Source organism: Streptomyces sp. DSM 42067, assembly GCF_055792885.1.
The window spans coordinates 2943674-2959630 of record NZ_CM147706.1; the positions used below are offsets into that span (position 1 = coordinate 2943674).

16 protein-coding genes are annotated in these 15957 nt (G+C 71.2%); 8 read left to right on the forward strand and 8 right to left on the reverse strand.

Features of this window, described 5'->3' with window-relative positions; all coding sequences use genetic code 11:
* Positions 1 to 14 precede the first annotated feature (14 nt).
* Together npdG and ACSMXV_RS13680 are read right to left on the reverse strand one after the other, a co-directional pair.
* Entirely contained in the window at positions 15 to 731 is a 717-nt protein-coding gene (npdG, locus tag ACSMXV_RS13675) for an NADPH-dependent F420 reductase (protein WP_473177897.1), read from the reverse strand.
* Between the two features lie 96 nt (positions 732 to 827).
* Positions 828 to 1922, reverse strand: coding sequence for a sialidase family protein (locus ACSMXV_RS13680; protein WP_473177898.1), 1095 nt, complete (start codon positions 1920 to 1922; stop codon positions 828 to 830).
* A gap of 152 nt (positions 1923 to 2074) precedes the next feature.
* On the opposite strand from ACSMXV_RS13680, the gene ACSMXV_RS13685 reads away from it, so the two are divergent.
* On the forward strand, positions 2075 to 2677 hold the full coding sequence (locus ACSMXV_RS13685) for a hypothetical protein (RefSeq protein ID WP_473177899.1): 603 nt from the start codon (positions 2075 to 2077) through the stop codon (positions 2675 to 2677).
* A gap of 139 nt (positions 2678 to 2816) precedes the next feature.
* On the opposite strand, the gene ACSMXV_RS13690 is transcribed toward ACSMXV_RS13685, so the two are convergent.
* On the reverse strand, positions 2817 to 3047 hold the full coding sequence (locus tag ACSMXV_RS13690) for a hypothetical protein (protein WP_473177900.1): 231 nt from the start codon (positions 3045 to 3047) through the stop codon (positions 2817 to 2819).
* An 88-nt stretch (positions 3048 to 3135) separates the two neighbouring features.
* Between ACSMXV_RS13690 and map the strand changes: the two genes are divergently transcribed.
* Positions 3136 to 3993, forward strand: a complete 858-nt coding sequence (gene map / locus ACSMXV_RS13695) for a type I methionyl aminopeptidase (protein ID WP_473177901.1) — start codon at positions 3136 to 3138, stop codon at positions 3991 to 3993.
* Between the two features lie 191 nt (positions 3994 to 4184).
* The gene (locus tag ACSMXV_RS13700; protein WP_473177902.1) at positions 4185 to 4853 is read left to right on the forward strand and encodes a biliverdin-producing heme oxygenase; all 669 of its coding nucleotides are present in this window, start codon (positions 4185 to 4187) and stop codon (positions 4851 to 4853) included.
* A 123-nt stretch (positions 4854 to 4976) separates the two neighbouring features.
* On the opposite strand, the gene ACSMXV_RS13705 is transcribed toward ACSMXV_RS13700, so the two are convergent.
* A complete protein-coding gene (locus tag ACSMXV_RS13705) occupies positions 4977 to 5624 on the reverse strand; it encodes a PhzF family phenazine biosynthesis protein (RefSeq protein WP_473177903.1) in 648 nt (215 codons plus the stop codon).
* A 263-nt stretch (positions 5625 to 5887) separates the two neighbouring features.
* Between ACSMXV_RS13705 and efeO the strand changes: the two genes are divergently transcribed.
* From efeO to ACSMXV_RS13725, 4 genes are all read left to right on the forward strand, one after another.
* Positions 5888 to 7045 carry an iron uptake system protein EfeO gene (efeO, locus tag ACSMXV_RS13710; RefSeq protein ID WP_473177904.1) on the forward strand — a complete coding sequence of 386 codons (1158 nt, stop codon included), beginning with the start codon at positions 5888 to 5890 and terminating at the stop codon, positions 7043 to 7045.
* A gap of 37 nt (positions 7046 to 7082) precedes the next feature.
* Positions 7083 to 8417 carry an iron uptake transporter deferrochelatase/peroxidase subunit gene (gene efeB, locus ACSMXV_RS13715; RefSeq protein ID WP_473177905.1) on the forward strand — a complete coding sequence of 445 codons (1335 nt, stop codon included), beginning with the start codon at positions 7083 to 7085 and terminating at the stop codon, positions 8415 to 8417.
* A gap of 1 nt (position 8418) precedes the next feature.
* Positions 8419 to 9273, forward strand: a complete 855-nt coding sequence (gene efeU / locus ACSMXV_RS13720; RefSeq protein WP_473177906.1) for an iron uptake transporter permease EfeU — start codon at positions 8419 to 8421, stop codon at positions 9271 to 9273.
* A 172-nt stretch (positions 9274 to 9445) separates the two neighbouring features.
* Positions 9446 to 10429, forward strand: coding sequence for an SCO2278 family lipoprotein (locus tag ACSMXV_RS13725; RefSeq protein WP_473177907.1), 984 nt, complete (start codon positions 9446 to 9448; stop codon positions 10427 to 10429).
* A 175-nt stretch (positions 10430 to 10604) separates the two neighbouring features.
* On the opposite strand, the gene ACSMXV_RS13730 is transcribed toward ACSMXV_RS13725, so the two are convergent.
* On the reverse strand, positions 10605 to 11330 hold the full coding sequence (locus tag ACSMXV_RS13730; RefSeq protein ID WP_473177908.1) for a bifunctional DNA primase/polymerase: 726 nt from the start codon (positions 11328 to 11330) through the stop codon (positions 10605 to 10607).
* Between the two features lie 149 nt (positions 11331 to 11479).
* Here ACSMXV_RS13730 and ACSMXV_RS13735 point away from each other — a divergent pair, with 149 nt between their 5' ends.
* The gene (locus tag ACSMXV_RS13735) at positions 11480 to 12304 is read left to right on the forward strand and encodes a glycerophosphodiester phosphodiesterase (RefSeq protein ID WP_473177909.1); all 825 of its coding nucleotides are present in this window, start codon (positions 11480 to 11482) and stop codon (positions 12302 to 12304) included.
* 27 nt (positions 12305 to 12331) lie between these two features.
* Here the strand turns inward: ACSMXV_RS13735 and ACSMXV_RS13740 are convergent, their stop codons facing one another.
* From ACSMXV_RS13740 to ACSMXV_RS13750, 3 genes are read right to left on the reverse strand one after another with little or no spacing between them, the layout of a single operon-like run.
* On the reverse strand, positions 12332 to 13336 hold the full coding sequence (locus tag ACSMXV_RS13740) for a small ribosomal subunit Rsm22 family protein (protein WP_473177910.1): 1005 nt from the start codon (positions 13334 to 13336) through the stop codon (positions 12332 to 12334).
* A 9-nt stretch (positions 13337 to 13345) separates the two neighbouring features.
* A complete protein-coding gene (locus ACSMXV_RS13745; protein WP_473177911.1) occupies positions 13346 to 14437 on the reverse strand; it encodes a serine hydrolase domain-containing protein in 1092 nt (363 codons plus the stop codon).
* A gap of 56 nt (positions 14438 to 14493) precedes the next feature.
* Positions 14494 to 15915, reverse strand: coding sequence for a multidrug effflux MFS transporter (locus ACSMXV_RS13750; RefSeq protein WP_473177912.1), 1422 nt, complete (start codon positions 15913 to 15915; stop codon positions 14494 to 14496).
* Between the last annotated feature and the right edge of the window lie 42 nt (positions 15916 to 15957).

The following is a 15957-nucleotide window of genomic DNA, read 5'->3' on the forward strand; positions in this document are numbered from 1 at the left end:
CAGGAAAGGGGCGGCTACACGTCCGTGACGCGCAGCCCCGCGTGCGCCTTGTAGCGGCGGTTCACGGAGATGAGGTTGGCCACCAGCGCCTCGACCTGGTGGGCGTTCCGCAGCCGTCCGGCGAAGACGCCGCGCATGCCGGGGACGCGCCCGGCGAGCGCCTGCACCATGTCCGTGTCGGCCCGGGACTCGCCCAGCACCATCACGTCGGTGTCGATCTCCTCGACCGACCGGTCCTGGAGCAGGACGGCGGAGAGGTGGTGGAAGGCGGCCGTGACCCGCGAGTCCGGCAGCAGCACGGCGGCCTGCTCGGCGGCGCTGCCCTCCTCCGGCTTCAGCGCGTACGCGCCCTTCTTGTCGAAACCGAGCGGGTTGACGCAGTCGACGACGAGCTTGCCCGCGAGCTCCTCGCGCAGCGCCTCGAGGGTCGCCGCGTGCCCGTCCCACGGCACGGCGACGATGACGATGTCGCTGCGGCGCGCGCACTCCGCGTTGTCCGCGCCCTCGACGCCGTGCCCGAGCTCGTCGGCCGCCGTCCGTGCCCGGTCGGCGGCCCGCGAGCCGATGATCACCTTCTGGCCGGCCCTGGCGAGCCGGTAGGCGAGGCCCTTGCCCTGCGGGCCGGTGCCGCCGAGGACGCCGACGACGAGACCGGACACGTCGGGCAGGTCCCAGGGGTCCTTGGCGGGAGCCTTGGCGGGAGCCGTCTTCGCGTCATCACTGGAAGTCATACGGCGACGATACGTGCAGGCCCCGGCAGGGATCACCTCGCCCGGGCAGTGTGCTGGATCACGCCGTACGGCCCCTCCGGGGAGCTCGGCCCGCGCCTACAGGGTTCCCTGCAGATCCGCCACGGGCACGCGCCGGAAGGTGATCGTCTCGTACGCGCTGAAGTCACCCGTCTCGTAGAGGAGCCCGACGGTCGCCGCGTCGACGCGTACGAGATCGGAGTACGCGGCGGGGAGCCCGTCGACCGTGTGGGCGGTCCGCCAGGTGGTGCCGCCGTCCGTACTGCTGCGGATCGTCATCAGGGCCCGGGAGCCGTCGGCGGGGCCGGAGTAGACCAGCAGGTCCGGGTCGCGGAGCTGGAGCACGCTGCCCTCGACGACGGGCCCGGTGAGGCCCGCCTGCGGACGGAACGGCTTGACGAGGGTCTGGCCGCCGTCGCGCGAGTGGGCGTCCGCGCGGTTGCCCGGGGAGGGGGAGTCGTTGCGGGTGTTGAAGTACACACGCCCGTCGGGCAGTTCGGCGGCGGTCGTCTCGTTGACGTTGACGACGCCGTTGGTGTTGTCGTCGACGTATCCGATCCGCCAGGTGGCGCCACGGTCGTCGCTGAGGAGGCAGTGGCCGCCGTTGTACTTGCCTTCGGTGCCGTTGTCGGTGGCGGTGGGCGGGAGCGAGTGGTTGGCGGGGACGACGACGCGTCCTTTCGCCGTGCCGCTCGTCAGCTGGATCGCGTGCCCGGGCGTGGTGGCGTACCAGCGCCAGGCCGCCTTCTTGCTCTGGCCGGTGATGTCCCGCGGCCTCGACCAGGTGAGCCCGTCGTCGTCGCTGTGCTGGAGCCATACGCGGCGTCCGTCGGCGGCGGTCACCTTGCCACGCCGGATGGCGTCCTCGGTCGCCGAGGCGGCGTTCCGTATGTGCACCAGGAGGATCCGGCCGGTGTCGAGGACGACGGGCGCCGGGTTGCCGGAGAGGTGATCGCCGTTCCTGGCGGCCACCTGGAGCGGGCCCCAGGTGCGGCCGCCGTCGGTGGACCGCTTGAGGACGATGTCGATGTTCCCGTGGTCCGCGCGGGAACCGACACGCCCTTCGCAGAACGCGAGGACCGTGCCCTTCCCGGTGAGGACCACTGCCGGGATCCGGAAACTCGCGTACCCCTCACGCCCGGCCCGGAACGGTACGGACACCTCGCCTGCCATGACGGCCTCCCCCTCTCGGTGACCGCTCGGTCACCGCACTGAACCCGCAGCCGACTGATCAGCGGCTCAGTTTCGCCGCCTGCTGCCCACCTTGAGCGAATTCGCGGTGAACTCGGCCTGACGACTTACCAGTTGCGGCAGGATGCGGACACATGGACGCCGTACGGGTCGCGCTGCTGCGCGAAGTGCTCGCCGGAACCGAGTGGCTCGGCACCACGCGCCACTTCGCGGCCGCGCTGCGGTCCTCCGTCGTACCGCACGGCGGCGGGCTGCTGCTGGTGGGCACGGAGGACTACGAGCCATGGCATCTGGCCGCGCACCTTGTGGACGAGGCCGCGTGGTCGGGGACGCCCGCGCTGTCCCCGACGCTCGTACGGCACCGGGTGCGCCCAGGCGACCCGGCGCACCTCTCCGTCGGGCTCGGCAGGGTCGAGGCGGCGAAACGCGGCGAGACGCTGCTCGTGGTGGCGCCGGACGCACCGGGGGCACCGCTGCTGGAGCGGGTGCACGATGCGCGGCGGGCCGGGGCCACCGTGTTCGCGCTGGACTCCGGCGACCGCGACCTGCACGCCATGGCGCACGAGGCCCTCGCCGTACCGGAGAATCCCGAGCTCGACCTGGACACCGTCCAGCACCTGGTCAGCGCGGCGGCGGGCGAGAACACGCTGCCCCAGACGCGGGGCCGCAGGCGCTTCCGCGACCGCCTGTCCCGCCTGGCGGACCAGCTGACGGCACCGCCGCCGTCACGCTGGTGACGTCTCGGTGCCGCCGGGGCTCCGCCCCGGACCCCGCATCGCCCTTCGGGCTCGTCCTCAAGCTCCCCCGGCTCACGCTGGGAGGTGCCCCCAGACGGGCTGAATTTTCAGCCCGTCCGGCGCTTGAGGACGACGCGGCTCAGTCGTCGTCCTCGCCCCGCGCGGCGGCGTCATGCCATCGGGGATCGTTCTCCCACTGGAGATTCCGCTCGGCCGCGATGTCCAGGGCCCGCTGTGCCTCCGCCGGGGTGGCGTACGGCCCGAAGCGGTCCTTCGCGGGGCACTCCGGCCCCTCTTCGACCTTCTTGTGCTCCAGGCAGTAGTACCACTCGCCCGGCTTCCCGACCGTTCGCTTCTTGAACAGGGCCATCGCACCGGCTCCTCATCGCCTGAGTTCCTCGTGGATCCTGGGAGTACGCCGCCATGGTGCCCCACGGCCGCTGGATACACTCCTTGATATGTCTGGCCAGTCACTGCTCGTACCAGGGGAGCTCTCTCCCACCCGCACGGTCCCGGGAAACATCCGGCGCCCGGAGTACGTGGGCAAGCCCGGCCCCACGCCGTACACAGGCCCGGAGGTGCAGAGCACCGAAACAATCGAGCTGATGCGGATCGCGGGTCGCCTCGCGGCGCGGGCGATGGCGGAGGCCGCGAAGTTCATCGCGCCCGGCGTGACCACGGACGAACTGGACCGGGTCGCACACGAGTACCTGTGCGACCACGGCGCCTACCCGTCCACGCTCGGCTACCGGGGCTTCCCGAAGTCGTTGTGCACCTCCGTCAACGAGGTCATCTGCCACGGCATCCCCGACTCCACGGTCCTGCGCGACGGCGACATCATCAACCTGGACGTCACGGCGTACATCGGTGGCGTGCACGGTGACAACAACGCGACGTACCTGGTCGGGGACGTGGACGAGGAGTCGCGGCTGCTCGTCGAGCGGACTCGTGAGTCCCTCAACCGCGCGATCAAGGCGGTCCGGCCAGGCCGCCAGATCAACGTCATCGGCCGCGTCATCGAGTCGTACGCCAAGCGCTTCGGCTACGGCGTGGTCCGGGACTTCACCGGTCACGGGATCAACTCGTCGTTCCACTCCGGCCTGATCATCCCGCACTACGACAGCCCGCGCGCGACGACCGTGATGCAGCCCGGCATGACGTTCACGATCGAGCCGATGCTGACGCTCGGCACGCATGAGTACGACATGTGGGACGACGGGTGGACGGTCGTGACGAAGGACCGGCGGCGGACCGCACAGTTCGAGCACACGCTGGTCGTCACGGACACCGGGGCGGAGATCCTCACGCTGCCGTAGCTCCGCACCTCAAGCACCTCACCGGGAAGCCCGCTCTGCGAACAGAGCGGGCTTCTTCCATGTGGGTGAGACCGGGAATCGGGGGTACGGTTTTACCGACAGGGAGTCGGGAAACTCGTTGACTTAGGTTAGCCTAACCGTAGAAGATGTCGACCGGCTCTCGTCGCTCGCCCCTCGCCCCGGAGGTCCTCATGAACTCGTCGGACACGCCGGCCACGGCGTTCTCGACGCTCATCCGCACCGCGTCGCACGATGCGCACACGGAAGCGGAGACCACGACGTTCATGAGCGACATGCTGGGCGGCAGGCTCGGCGTCGACGCGTACGCGCGGTACACGGAGCAGCTGTGGTTCGTGTACGAGGCCTTGGAGAGCGGCGCGCAGAGGCTGGCGGACGACCCGGTGGCGGGTCCGTTCATACGGCCCGAGCTGCTGCGGCTGTCCGCGCTGGAGCGTGACCTCGCGCATCTGCGGGGCGCGGGGTGGCGTTCGACGCTGACCGCGCTGCCGGCGACGAAGGCGTACGCGGCGCGGGTCGCCGAGTGCGCGCGCACATGGCCGGGCGGGTACGTCGCACACCACTACACCCGCTATCTCGGCGACCTGTCCGGCGGCCAGATCATCCGCGACAAGGCGGAGAGGACCTGGGGGTTCTCGCGCAAGGGTGACGGGGTGCGGTTCTACGTCTTCGAGGGGATCACCAACCCGGCCGCGTTCAAGCGGGGGTATCGCGAGCTGCTCGACGGGGTGCGGGCGGACGACCTCGAGAAGCAGCGGATCGTCGCGGAGTGCAAGCGGGCGTTCGCCCTGAACACGGCGGTGTTCAGGGCGCTGGGGGAAGAGTTCCCGCTGAGTGCTTGATCTGCCCCACCCCGCCCCTTCCCGTAACTGGGGCTCCGCCCCAGACCCCGGATCGCCCTGACAGGCTCGTCCTCAATCGCCGGACGGGCCGTTTCAGCCCGTCCGGCGACGCTGACCGGCTCCCTACCCCCGCAGAAGCCGCACCCGCCCACCCACCTCGATCCACCCCTCGGGCCCCGGAGCCGTAAGGATCTGGGACCCCTTCCCCTGGATGATGTTCAGCGCGCGGCCCAGCTCATGGGTGAGCAGCAGGGCGGCCGCCCCCGTCGCCTCGTCCTCGTCGATACCGTCGTCGCGACCAGGGAAGGCCCGAGCGCGGACACGGCCCGCGGACTCGTCCTCCCAGGCCCAGGCATAAATCCACTCCCCGGGCGGCGGGACGGGAAGGGCGTCGACCTCGGCCGCCGACCCGTACTGGCGGAGAGTACGCGGCGGCGCCCACTCGGCCCGGGCCTCGATCCAGCTGAACTCGCCGTCCAGGCGGGCGCCGACGACCCCGGCCGGGGTGACCAGTTCGGGTACGTCGAGCAGCCACGCCGTGCCCACGCAGGGGTGCCCGGCGAAGGGCAGCCGCAGCGTGGGGGTGTAGATATCGATGACCCCGCGCTCGGGGTCGTCGACGAACACGGTCTCGCTGAAGCCGAGCTTGGCGGCGAACGCCTGCCGGTCGTCGGGGTCCGGCAGCACGGAGCCGTCGCGAACGACGCCCAGCTCGTTGCCGTATCCACCACCCGGCCCGCAGAAGACCCGGAGTACGTCGAAGCTAGTCACCCGCGCATTGAAACATCACCCGCGCCGCGAGGTCGTCGCCCCAGGACCGGCGGCGTCGTGATCAGCCCAAAGCGGGACTCTTGACCCGCACTTGACCGGAGTATGGGGTTTGCTTTGGGCCACCGTGATCAAGTCGTGCTCGTACGTCTGCAATGAGAGGAGATTCACTGGACGGGCAGGTATTGGTGAGGTAAGCCTCAGATAAGTTAGGGCCGCCTCACCCCCTTATCTGTGCCCTTTCCATGAACCTCCTTGGAGCCCGAATGCGAGCCGTAAGACTCTCTGTTGTCACCGCCGCCGCGACCGCGGCCGCTCTGACCGCCGTCACGGGCTGCACCGAGAAGAGCAGTGCACAGGGCGATGACAGCGTCATCGCGGTGACCGCGACCGACACCAAGTGCGAGGTCTCGAAGCAGGAGTTCCCGGCCGGGCACATCGAGCTCGCCATCGAGAACAAGGGCTCCAAGGTCACCGAGGTCTACATCCTCTTCCCGGACGACCGCGTCGTCACCGAGCGCGAGAACATCGGCCCGGGCACCAAGCAGACGGTCACCGCTGAAGTGAAGGCGGGCGACTACCGGATCGCCTGCAAGCCCGGCATGAAGGGCGACGGCATCCGCCAGGACGTGAAGGCGACCGGCAGCGGTACGACCGCCAAGCGCGACCCGCGCCTCGACGCGGCCGTCGCCGCGTACCGCAAGTACGTGCAGGCGCAAGCCGACGAGACGCTGCCGAAGGTGAAGGTCTTCGCGGACGCGGTCAAGGGTGGTGACATCGAGGCCGCGAAGAAGGCGTACGCCGACTCGCGTATCGGCTGGGAGCGCACCGAGCCGGTCGCCGAGTCCTTCGGCGACATCGACCCGAAGGTCGACGTCCGCGAGGACGGTCTCGAGGAGGGCCAGGATCTGGAGAAGGACTGGACCGGCTGGCACCGCCTGGAGCGGTCCCTCTGGCAGGACAAGAAGATCACCGACCGGGACAAGGAGCTCGCCGATCTGCTGGTGAAGGACCTCACCGACTGGCAGAACCGCGTCGGCAAGGCCGAGATCACCCCGACCTCGATGGCCAACGGCGCCAAGGAGCTCCTCGACGAGGTCGCCACCGGCAAGGTCACCGGCGAGGAGGAGCGCTACTCGCACACCGACCTGGTCGACTTCAAGGCGAACGTCGAGGGCGCCGAGAAGTCGTACGAGCTGCTCAAGCCGGTCGCCTCCGAGAACGAAGCCGCGCTGACGAAGGAGCTCGACAAGCAGTTCGCGGCGCTCGACGCGCTGCTCGACAAGTACCGCGAGAACAAGGACTCCTACGAGTTCATCTCCTACGACAAGGTCGGCGACGCCGAGCGCAAGGAGCTGTCGGACGCCGTCAACGCGCTTGCGGAGCCGCTGTCCAAGCTCGCGGCCGCGGTCGTCGTCAAGTAGGCAGCAGCAGGTCCAGGGACGTCAGGCAGGGAAGACCATGGCGGAACAGCCCGTAGCGCAGGAACAGCAGGAACTGTCCGACCAGCCGGAACAGCCGACGGGGACCGCGGAGGAACCGGCGTCGGCGCCGGTGGCCGACTCCACTGTCCCGTCGCGGCGTTCGCTGCTCGGCTGGGGCGGTGCCGGGCTTGCGCTCGGTGCCGCCGCGGCGGGCGGCGCCGTCGCGGTGGCGCGGTCCCCGGACTCCCCCGCGCCCGCGGCCGAGTCCGGCGCCGCCGTGGCGTTCCACGGGGCGCACCAGGCGGGCATCGCCACTCCGGTGCAGGACCGGCTCCACTTCGCGGCGTTCGACGTGAAGACGGACGACCGTGCCGAGTTCGTGCAGCTGCTCAAAGACTGGACGAAGGCGGCGGACCGGATGACCGCCGGGCGGACGGTGGGCGAGGGCGCGTACGGCGGTCTCGCCGAGTCGCCGCCGGACGACACCGGCGAGGCGCTGGGACTGAAGCCCTCACGGCTGACGCTGACGATCGGCTTCGGCCCGTCCCTGTTCGACAGGTTCGGGCTGCGGGAGCAGCGGCCGGAGGCCCTGCTGGACCTGCCGAAGTTCCCCGGCGACAACCTCGACAAGGCACGCAGCGACGGCGATCTGTGCATCCAGGCCTGCGCGGACGACCCGCAGGTCGCGGTGCACGCCATCCGCAACCTCGCCCGCATCGGCTTCGGCAAGGTCGCCATCCGCTGGTCGCAGCTGGGCTTCGGCAAGACATCCTCGACGACTCCCGAGGAGCAGACCCCGCGCAACCTCATGGGCTTCAAGGACGGCACGCGCAACATCGCGGGCACGGACACGGCTGAGCTGGCCAAGCACGTGTGGGTGTCCGAGTCGGACGGACCGGCGTGGATGGCCGGCGGTTCGTATCTCGTCGCGCGGCGTATCCGGATGAACATCGAGACGTGGGACCGGACCTCGCTGCAGGAGCAGGAGGACATCTTCGGCCGGGACAAGGGCGAGGGCGCGCCGGTCGGCAAGGCGAAGGAGCGGGACGAGCCGTTCCTGAAGGCGATGCTGCCGGACGCGCACGTGCGGCTCGCGCACCCCGACACCAACAACGGGGCGAAGATCCTGAGGCGCGGCTACTCCTTCACGGATGGCACCGACGGCCTCGGCCGCCTGGAGGCCGGGCTGTTCTTCCTCGCGTACCAGCGCGACGTCCGCAAGGGCTTCATCCCGGTGCAGCAGAGCCTGGCGCGTGCCGACGCCCTCAACGAGTACATCCAGCACGTGGGTTCCGCGATATTCGCGATCCCGCCGGGCGTCCGCGACAAGGACGACTGGTGGGGCCGGGCCCTGTTCTCCGGGAAGGCGTGAGATGTTCGCCAACTATCTGATCGGCCTGCGCGAGGGGCTCGAGGCGAGCCTCGTCGTCTGCATCCTCATCGCGTATCTGGTGAAGACCGAGCGGCGTGACGCGCTGCGGCCCATCTGGATCGGCATCGGGGTGGCCGTCGCGCTGGCGCTCGGCTTCGGCTGCGCGCTGGAATTCGGCTCCCAGGAGCTGACGTTCGAGGCGCAGGAGACGCTCGGCGGCTCGCTGTCCCTCCTCGCCGTGGGCCTGGTCACGTGGATGGTCTTCTGGATGCGCCGCACCGCGCGCCATCTGAAGTCGGAGCTGCACGGGAAGCTGGACGCGGCGCTGCAGATGGGCACGGGCGCGCTGGTCGCCACCGCCTTCCTGGCGGTCGGCCGCGAGGGTCTGGAGACCGCGCTGTTCGTGTGGGCGTCGGTCCGCGCCTCGAACGACGGCACGTACGCCCCGCTTGCCGGCGTCGTGCTGGGTCTGGCCACGGCGGTCGCGCTCGGCTGGCTCTTCTACCGCGGGGCGCTGCGCATCAACCTGGCGAAGTTCTTCACCTGGACGGGTGGCATGCTGGTCGTCGTGGCGGCGGGCGTGCTCGCGTACGGCTTCCACGACCTGCAGGAGGCCGACATCCTGCCGGGCCTGACCAACAAGGCCTTCGACATCAGCGAGACCATCCCGCCGGACAGCTGGTACGGGACGCTGCTGAAGGGTGTGTTCAACTTCCAGCCCAACCCGACGGTGCTTCAGGTCACGGTGTGGGCGCTGTACTTGATCCCGACGCTCGCGCTGTTCCTCTCCCCGATGGGCGTGGGGTCAGGGCGCGCCAGGGCGAAGGAGGCCCGTCCCGTCGGCGAGGAGATCTGACCGGACGAATCGCCGGCTGATCATCGGCCCGCGCTGATCCCAGTGCCCGCACCGCCGCCCCGGTTCCCGCGACCGAGGTCACGGTGCGGGCGCCGTACGTGATCCCCGCACTCGCGCTGTTCCTGACCCCGGTAAGGTTCGGCCCCGGGAAGGGGAAGGTGAGGGGAACCCGATGTCTAAGCTTCGCAGTCTCAGCCGACCGGCCGTGTCGGTGGCGCTGGTGAGCGCCCTGTCGGTGACGGCAAGCGGGTGCGTGACGGTGCACGGGGAGCGGGAGGTCGTCCCGGCCGCGACCAAGGCCGAAGCGTCACGCGCCCTCAAGGACTTTCTGATCGCGTACAACAAGGCCGACAAGATGTACGACCGGTCCGTGGACGCGGATCGTGTGACCGGCGCGCTCGCCGACATCGACGCCGCGAAGCACAAGGCCGGCCATGCGAACCATCCGGACGGCAACCCGTCCCATGTGCCGCTGAAGCTGACCGACGCGGAGTTCACCATCCCCAAGAAGGCGGGCTGGCCGCGCTGGTTCGTCGCCGACACCCATTCCAACAAGAGCGAGAACGCCCGCTGGTTGCTGGTGTTCACGCGGGGCGGCGCGGACGAGGTGTGGGAGGTCTCGTATCTGACGGTCCTCTCCCCCGACGACATACCGGAGTTCAAGAAGGACAAGGACGGCTGGGCAGAGCCCGTCACCGCGAACGCCGCGGACCTGGCGGTCGAGCCGAAGGATCTGAGCCGCTCGTACGCGACCTATCTGAAGGACGGCGGCACCACCTTCGCGCCCGGCACGCACACCTCGCAGTGGCGGGCCGCCCGCGAGAAGAACGCCAGCAGGCCCGGCCTGGCCCGGCAGTACGTCGACGAGCCTCTGACGTCCGGCGACTACGCGCCGGTGGGCCTGCGCATCGACGACGGCGGGGCGCTGGTGTTCTTCACCACGCACCACTACGAGAAGCAGACCGCGGCGCAGGGTGTCACCCTCACGGTCAACGACGCGAACATCGAGGCACTGATGACGGGCGAGCCCAAGCAGTCGCTCACCCTGGAGTGGATCTCCAACCAGGCGGTGCTGGACCCGGCGAAGACCGCCTCGGACGACAGGATCAAGATCCTGAGCCGGGTCCAGGGGCTGACGGGGGCGAGGGGCGAGTAGGCGGCCGGGGCCACCCCTCGAAGGGGCCGAACGGACGCCTGACCGATGCCGCGCGCCAAAGGGCCGGTGCCGCGAGGGCCGGTGACGGCCGGAGGGGTCAGCCCCGGGCCAGGCAGGCGGTCAGCCCCGCAGGGGCCAGGCGGTCAGGTCAGCCCCGCAGGGCGAGGCAGGCAGCTCAGCCCCGCAGGGGCCAGGCAGTCAGGTGGTCCGGCTCCTGCCCCGCATAGCGGGCACAGGCATCCGTCAGGGCCTCGAGCAACGTCAGCGGGTCCGGGAGCGCCAGCTCCGGCCCGCGCAGCCAGGTCACGCTCGCCCCGCCGGGCAGCTGGGCCGGCGGCACCAGGACGTACGAGCCGCGGCAGTGCCACCGCAGGCCGGGGTGCTCGTCCATCGTCTCGGGGTGGCAGTCCAGCTCGCAGGGCCACCACTCGTCCTCGTCCTCGGGCGTACCGCGTGTCGCCGTGAAGAAGAGCACACGGTCGCCGCCGGACTCGGCGACGGGCCCGACGTCGATCCCGTCGGCGAGCAGCCGCTCCAACGCCTCGAGCCCCGCCTCCCTGGGCACGTCGAGCACGTCGTGGACCATGCCGGTCGCGGTGATGAAGTTGGCCTGCGGCTGATGCCGCGCCCACCGCTCGATCTGGGCGCGGTCCGTCGTGGACTGGGTCTGCCAGGCGAAGGAGACGGGGTGCCGGGCGGGCGTGGGACAGCCGATACGGTCGCAGGAACACCCGTATCCCGAGGGGTACGCGGCCGGCGCGAGCGGCAGTCCCCCCGAGGCGACGGCCAGCAACAGGGCCTCGCGACCGGCGTCATCGCCCGTGTCCTTCGGGCGACGAGCGCGCAGCCACTGGGAAATCCTGCCCTGCCCGCCGGACCGGTGGCCGAACCCTGCGCCCATGTATCCCCTCATCTCGCCGACGTTTCGTCCATGGTGCCACCATCCTGAGCCCCCGGTGACCGCAGTCCACATCCGGGGTACGTGGGGCGATACCAACCGCGGGTGTCAATGCGGACATTTAGTGCATACCTCCGCCTACCGTGGTCGCCATGGTCACAAGGACGGTGCTGGCCGGCCTGGCGACGCTGACCGTCGCGGGCCCGGCCGCGGGCCTCACCCCCCTGGAATGGGGAGGCGCCCCCCTGACGATCGACGCGCTCCCACGCGTCGTCTACACCGCACACCGCGGCGGCGCCCTGGAGGTGCCGGAGAACAGCATGTCGGGGCTGATGGCGACGTACCGGCGGGGCTCGGCCCACGCCCTCGACGTCGATACGCGGATGCTGCGCGACGGCACCGTGGTGGCGATGCACGACGCCACCCTGGACCGCACGACCCGCACGAAGGGCCTGGTGCGCGGGCTCACCCTCGGGGAGTGGCAGAAGGTACGGCTGCGGCCCGACCCGAAGCTGCCGGGCCACTGGCGCGCCGAGCGGCCGCCGACCGTCGCCGAGGTGCTCGACCGCCTCGGCGGCCGCGTCGTACTGATGCTGGAGGCCAAGGACCCGGACAGCCTCGACACGCTCGCCAGGATGATCCGCACCCGCGGCCTGATCCGCTCGGTGCTGGTCAACTCCAACGACCCCGAAGTCGCCCGGCGCGCCCACCGGTTGGGGCTTGTCTCCCAGCTGTGGCGCTCGCACAAGCAGATGCGCACGGACCGGCCGGAGCGCTGGGCGTCCTTCGTGGACGTCCTTGACGTCGACTACCGGGCGCGTGATTCCGATCTCGTACGCGCCGTGCGCTCGGGCATCCCCCGGGTGTGGGCGCACACGGTGAACACCCGCGAACAGCGCGACCGCGTACTGCGGCTGGGCTGCAACGGCGTGATCACAGACGCACCGACGCTGCTGACGAGGGCCGGAGGAAGGTAGGCGCGGCGGGGCCGGACGGGTGCCGCCTCAGTCGGTGGCCGCCGGCGGCCACGCGTCCCCCCAGTCGGCATCGCGAGCCGCCCGATACAGCGTCCCGTGCCGCTTGGCCACCGTCTCGCGGCGCAGCGCCTCGTCCGCCGAGCACAGGTCGAGCAGGACCTGGCCCTTGCGGATCTGGGGCCGCCGGACGACACGGCCCTCAGCTGTGGCGGCGGGGAACCTGGTGGCCGCCACGTAGCTGAACTTCTCGTCCTCGTACGCCAGTGAGCCGCCCTTCACCTGGCGATGCAGGGACGACCGGCTCACCCGGGCCGAGAAGTGGCACCAGTCGGAGCCCGGGACGATGGGGCACGCGGCGCTGTGCGGGCACGGCGCCGCGATCCGGAACCCGGCGGCGATGAGCCGGTCGCGGGCCTCGATCACCCGCGCGTAGCCGTCCGGCGTCCCCGGCTCGACGATCACGACGGCGGACCGCGCGGCGCTCGCCGCCGCGTCCACCACCGCGCGACGGTCGCCGTCGGTCAGCTCGCCCAGCACATACGACACCGTCACCAGATCGGTGCTCTCGATGGTGAGCGCCGATCCGATACGAGAGCGCTGCCACACGGCGGACTTCAGCGGCTCGTAGGACGAGGCCAGTTCGCGGCCCAGCGCCAGCGCGGGTTCCGCCCAGTCCAGCACCGTCACCGGCCGCTCGCCGTCCCAGGTCGCGGCCACGGCCCAGGTCGCCGCGCCCGTCCCGCCGCCCACGTCCACATGGCTGTCCGGCGCCCACTCGGCGGGCGCGGCCTCCGCGAGCGCGCCCAGCGCCGAGCGGACCGCCTCGAAGGTCGCGGGCATTCGGTACGCGGCGTACGCGGCGACGTCCGAGCGGTCACGCAGCACCGGGGCGTCGGTGGGAGTGCGCCCCCGGTAGTTGGCGATCAGCCGGTCCACGGCCTGCGCGGCCTGCGTCGGCGGCAGGCCGTCAAGCAGCCCGGCGAGGGCCGCGCGCAGGGTCTCGGCTGGGGAAGCGGAAACAGGGGCGTTCACCCAGCGATTCTACGGGCGCCCCCGCGCGGCACGGGCGAGCCGTGTGCCAGCAGCCGCCCGAGGTCCGCTGTCCGCTTCCCGCCGCCGCGGGTGGACGGTATTGGCCAGCAGTACCAGAAACGTGTCCGTCGCCGGGTCCAGGACCAGCGACGTGCCCGTGAACCCGGTGTGCCCCGCCGCGCCCCGGCCGCCGGGTTCACCGCGCCTCGCCAGCTCCCCCATGAACCACGGCTGGTCGATACGGAAGCCGAGCCCCGGAGGCGTCAGCATCAGCTCCACGAAGTCGGGGCCGAGGATGCGCGCCGTACCGTACGAGCCGCCCGCCAGCAGGGCCCGGCAGAGCACCGCCAGATCCCGCGCCGTCGAGAAGAGACCGGCGTGACCTGCGACACCGCCCAGTGCCCAGGCGTTCTCGTCGTGCACGACGCCCCGCAGCATCCCGCGGTCCGCCTTGGCCCAGGGCCTGCGCTGGTCCTCGGTCGCGGCGGCACCGGGGCGCGGGCCGAAGCCGGTGGCCGTCATCCCGAGGGGCCGCGTGATCCCGTCCCGTACGAGGACGTCGAGGGGGCGGCGTGTGATGCGTTCGAGCACGTGCTGGAGCAGCAGCATGTTGAGGTCGGAGTAGCAGTACGTGCCGGGCTCGGTGACCGGGGCCTCGGCGCGCAGTGCGGCGAGGCGTGCCGCCTGGTCCGGGCAGTCGTACAGCGGCAGTTCGGGCCGCAGCCCGGAGGTGTGGGTGAGCAGCTGCCGCACGGTGATGCCGTGCTCGGCCGCCGCCCGGAACTCGGGGACGTACGCCGCCACGCGCGCGTCGATGCCGAGCGTGCCGCGTTCCAGCTGCTGCACCGCGGCGACGGAGGTGAAGAGTTTGGTGAGCGACGCCAGGTCGAAAGGGGTGTCGGTGGTCATCGGCACCCACCTCTCGCGCGGCAGCTCGACGCCCATGTCCGTCCCGGGGTCGTACGCCGCGTAGCGCTCCGCCCAGCCGTACGCCTCCTCGACGGCGATCACCGGGCCGCGTCCGGCGAGCACGACCACGCCCGCGCACCAGGGCTGCTCCCACAGGGGCAGCGCCCGCACCTCGGCCAGCAGCCGCCGCATCTCGCCGGGATCGAGCCCTGCGCGCTCCGGGGTGCCGGTGCGCAGTCGTGGTGCGCTCAGTGCTCCGCCTCCTCCCGGGCGCTCTTCCGCTGCGGGGCCCCGCTTCCGGCGCGCAGGCTCGTTTCCTGTGCGCGCGGCTGCCAGGGACGGCACAGTGCCACGAAGCAGGCGACCGCCACCAGTGCGCACGCCAGTTGGACGACGGCCATCGGGACGGCCGTGGCCTCGCCCGCGATGCCGACGAGCGGCGAGGCGATCGCGCCGATGAGGAAGGAGGACGTGCCGAGCAGCGCGGACGCGGAGCCCGCGGCGTGCGGGGTGCGCATGAGGGCGAGCGCGTTGGTGTTGGGCAGGGCCAGACCCATCGCGGACATCAGCACGAAGAGTCCGGCGGAGACCGGGACGAGTCCCGCGTCGGGTCCGAAGACGCCGGTCGTCAGGAGCAGCAGGGCCGTGGCGGCGGCGGTGATGACGGCGAGGCCGAAGCCGAGGGCCTTGTCGAGGCTGACCCGGCCGACGAGCAGCTTTCCATTGATCTGGCCGGTGGCTATCAGGCCGACCGAGTTGATGCCGAAGAGGAGGCTGAAGGTCTGCGGGGACGCGCCGTAGATCTCCTGGATGACGAACGGCGAGGCGGACACGTAGGAGAAGAGCGCGGCGAAGGCGAAGCCGCCGGCGAGCATGTAGCCGGTGAAGACCCGGTCGGCGAGCAGGCCGCGCATGGTGCGCAGCGCCTCGGCGGTGCCGCCCGCGTGCCGCCGTTCGGGGGCGAGTGTCTCCGGCAGCACGCGCCAGACGAGCGCGGTGAGGGCGACGCCGATCACCGTGAGGACGACGAAGACGCCGCGCCAGTCGGTGATCCGCAGCACCTGCCCGCCGATGAGGGGGGCGACGATCGGGGCCACGCCGGAGATCAGCATGAGGGTGGAGAAGAAGCGGGCCATCTCCACGCCGTCGTACAGATCGCGGACGACCGCGCGGGCGATCACTATGCCCGCCGCGCCCGCCAGGCCCTGGGCCAGGCGGAAAGCGATGAGCAGTTCCATGGTGGGCGCGAAGGCGCACACCGCGGTGGCGACGATGTACACGAGCAACCCAGCGAGAAGCGGGCGACGGCGGCCCCATTTGTCGCTCACGGGTCCGACGACGAGCTGCCCGAGCGCCATGCCCGCGAGGCAGGCGGTCAGCGTCAGCTGAACCGTCGCCGCGGGCGCGTGCAGCGCGTCGGTGACCTCCGGGAGCGCCGGGAGGTACATGTCCATGGAGAGCGGCGGTACGGCGGTGAGCCCGGCGAGCACCAGGGTGACGAGCAGTCCGGTGCGGCGGGCGGCAACGGGCCCGGCAGCCTGCCCCTCTCCGCCCTTCACCCCTCTGGAACCGCGCTGCCCCGCGTCTATGGGGCCGTCCTCTACGGGGCCATGGCCTATGGGCCCGTCCGCCCCTGCGTCTGCTGACTTCCTCCGGCCGCGCTCGCGCATGGCCCCCCTCCCGGTCCTTGATTCCGCCCCATATGCTCTCAG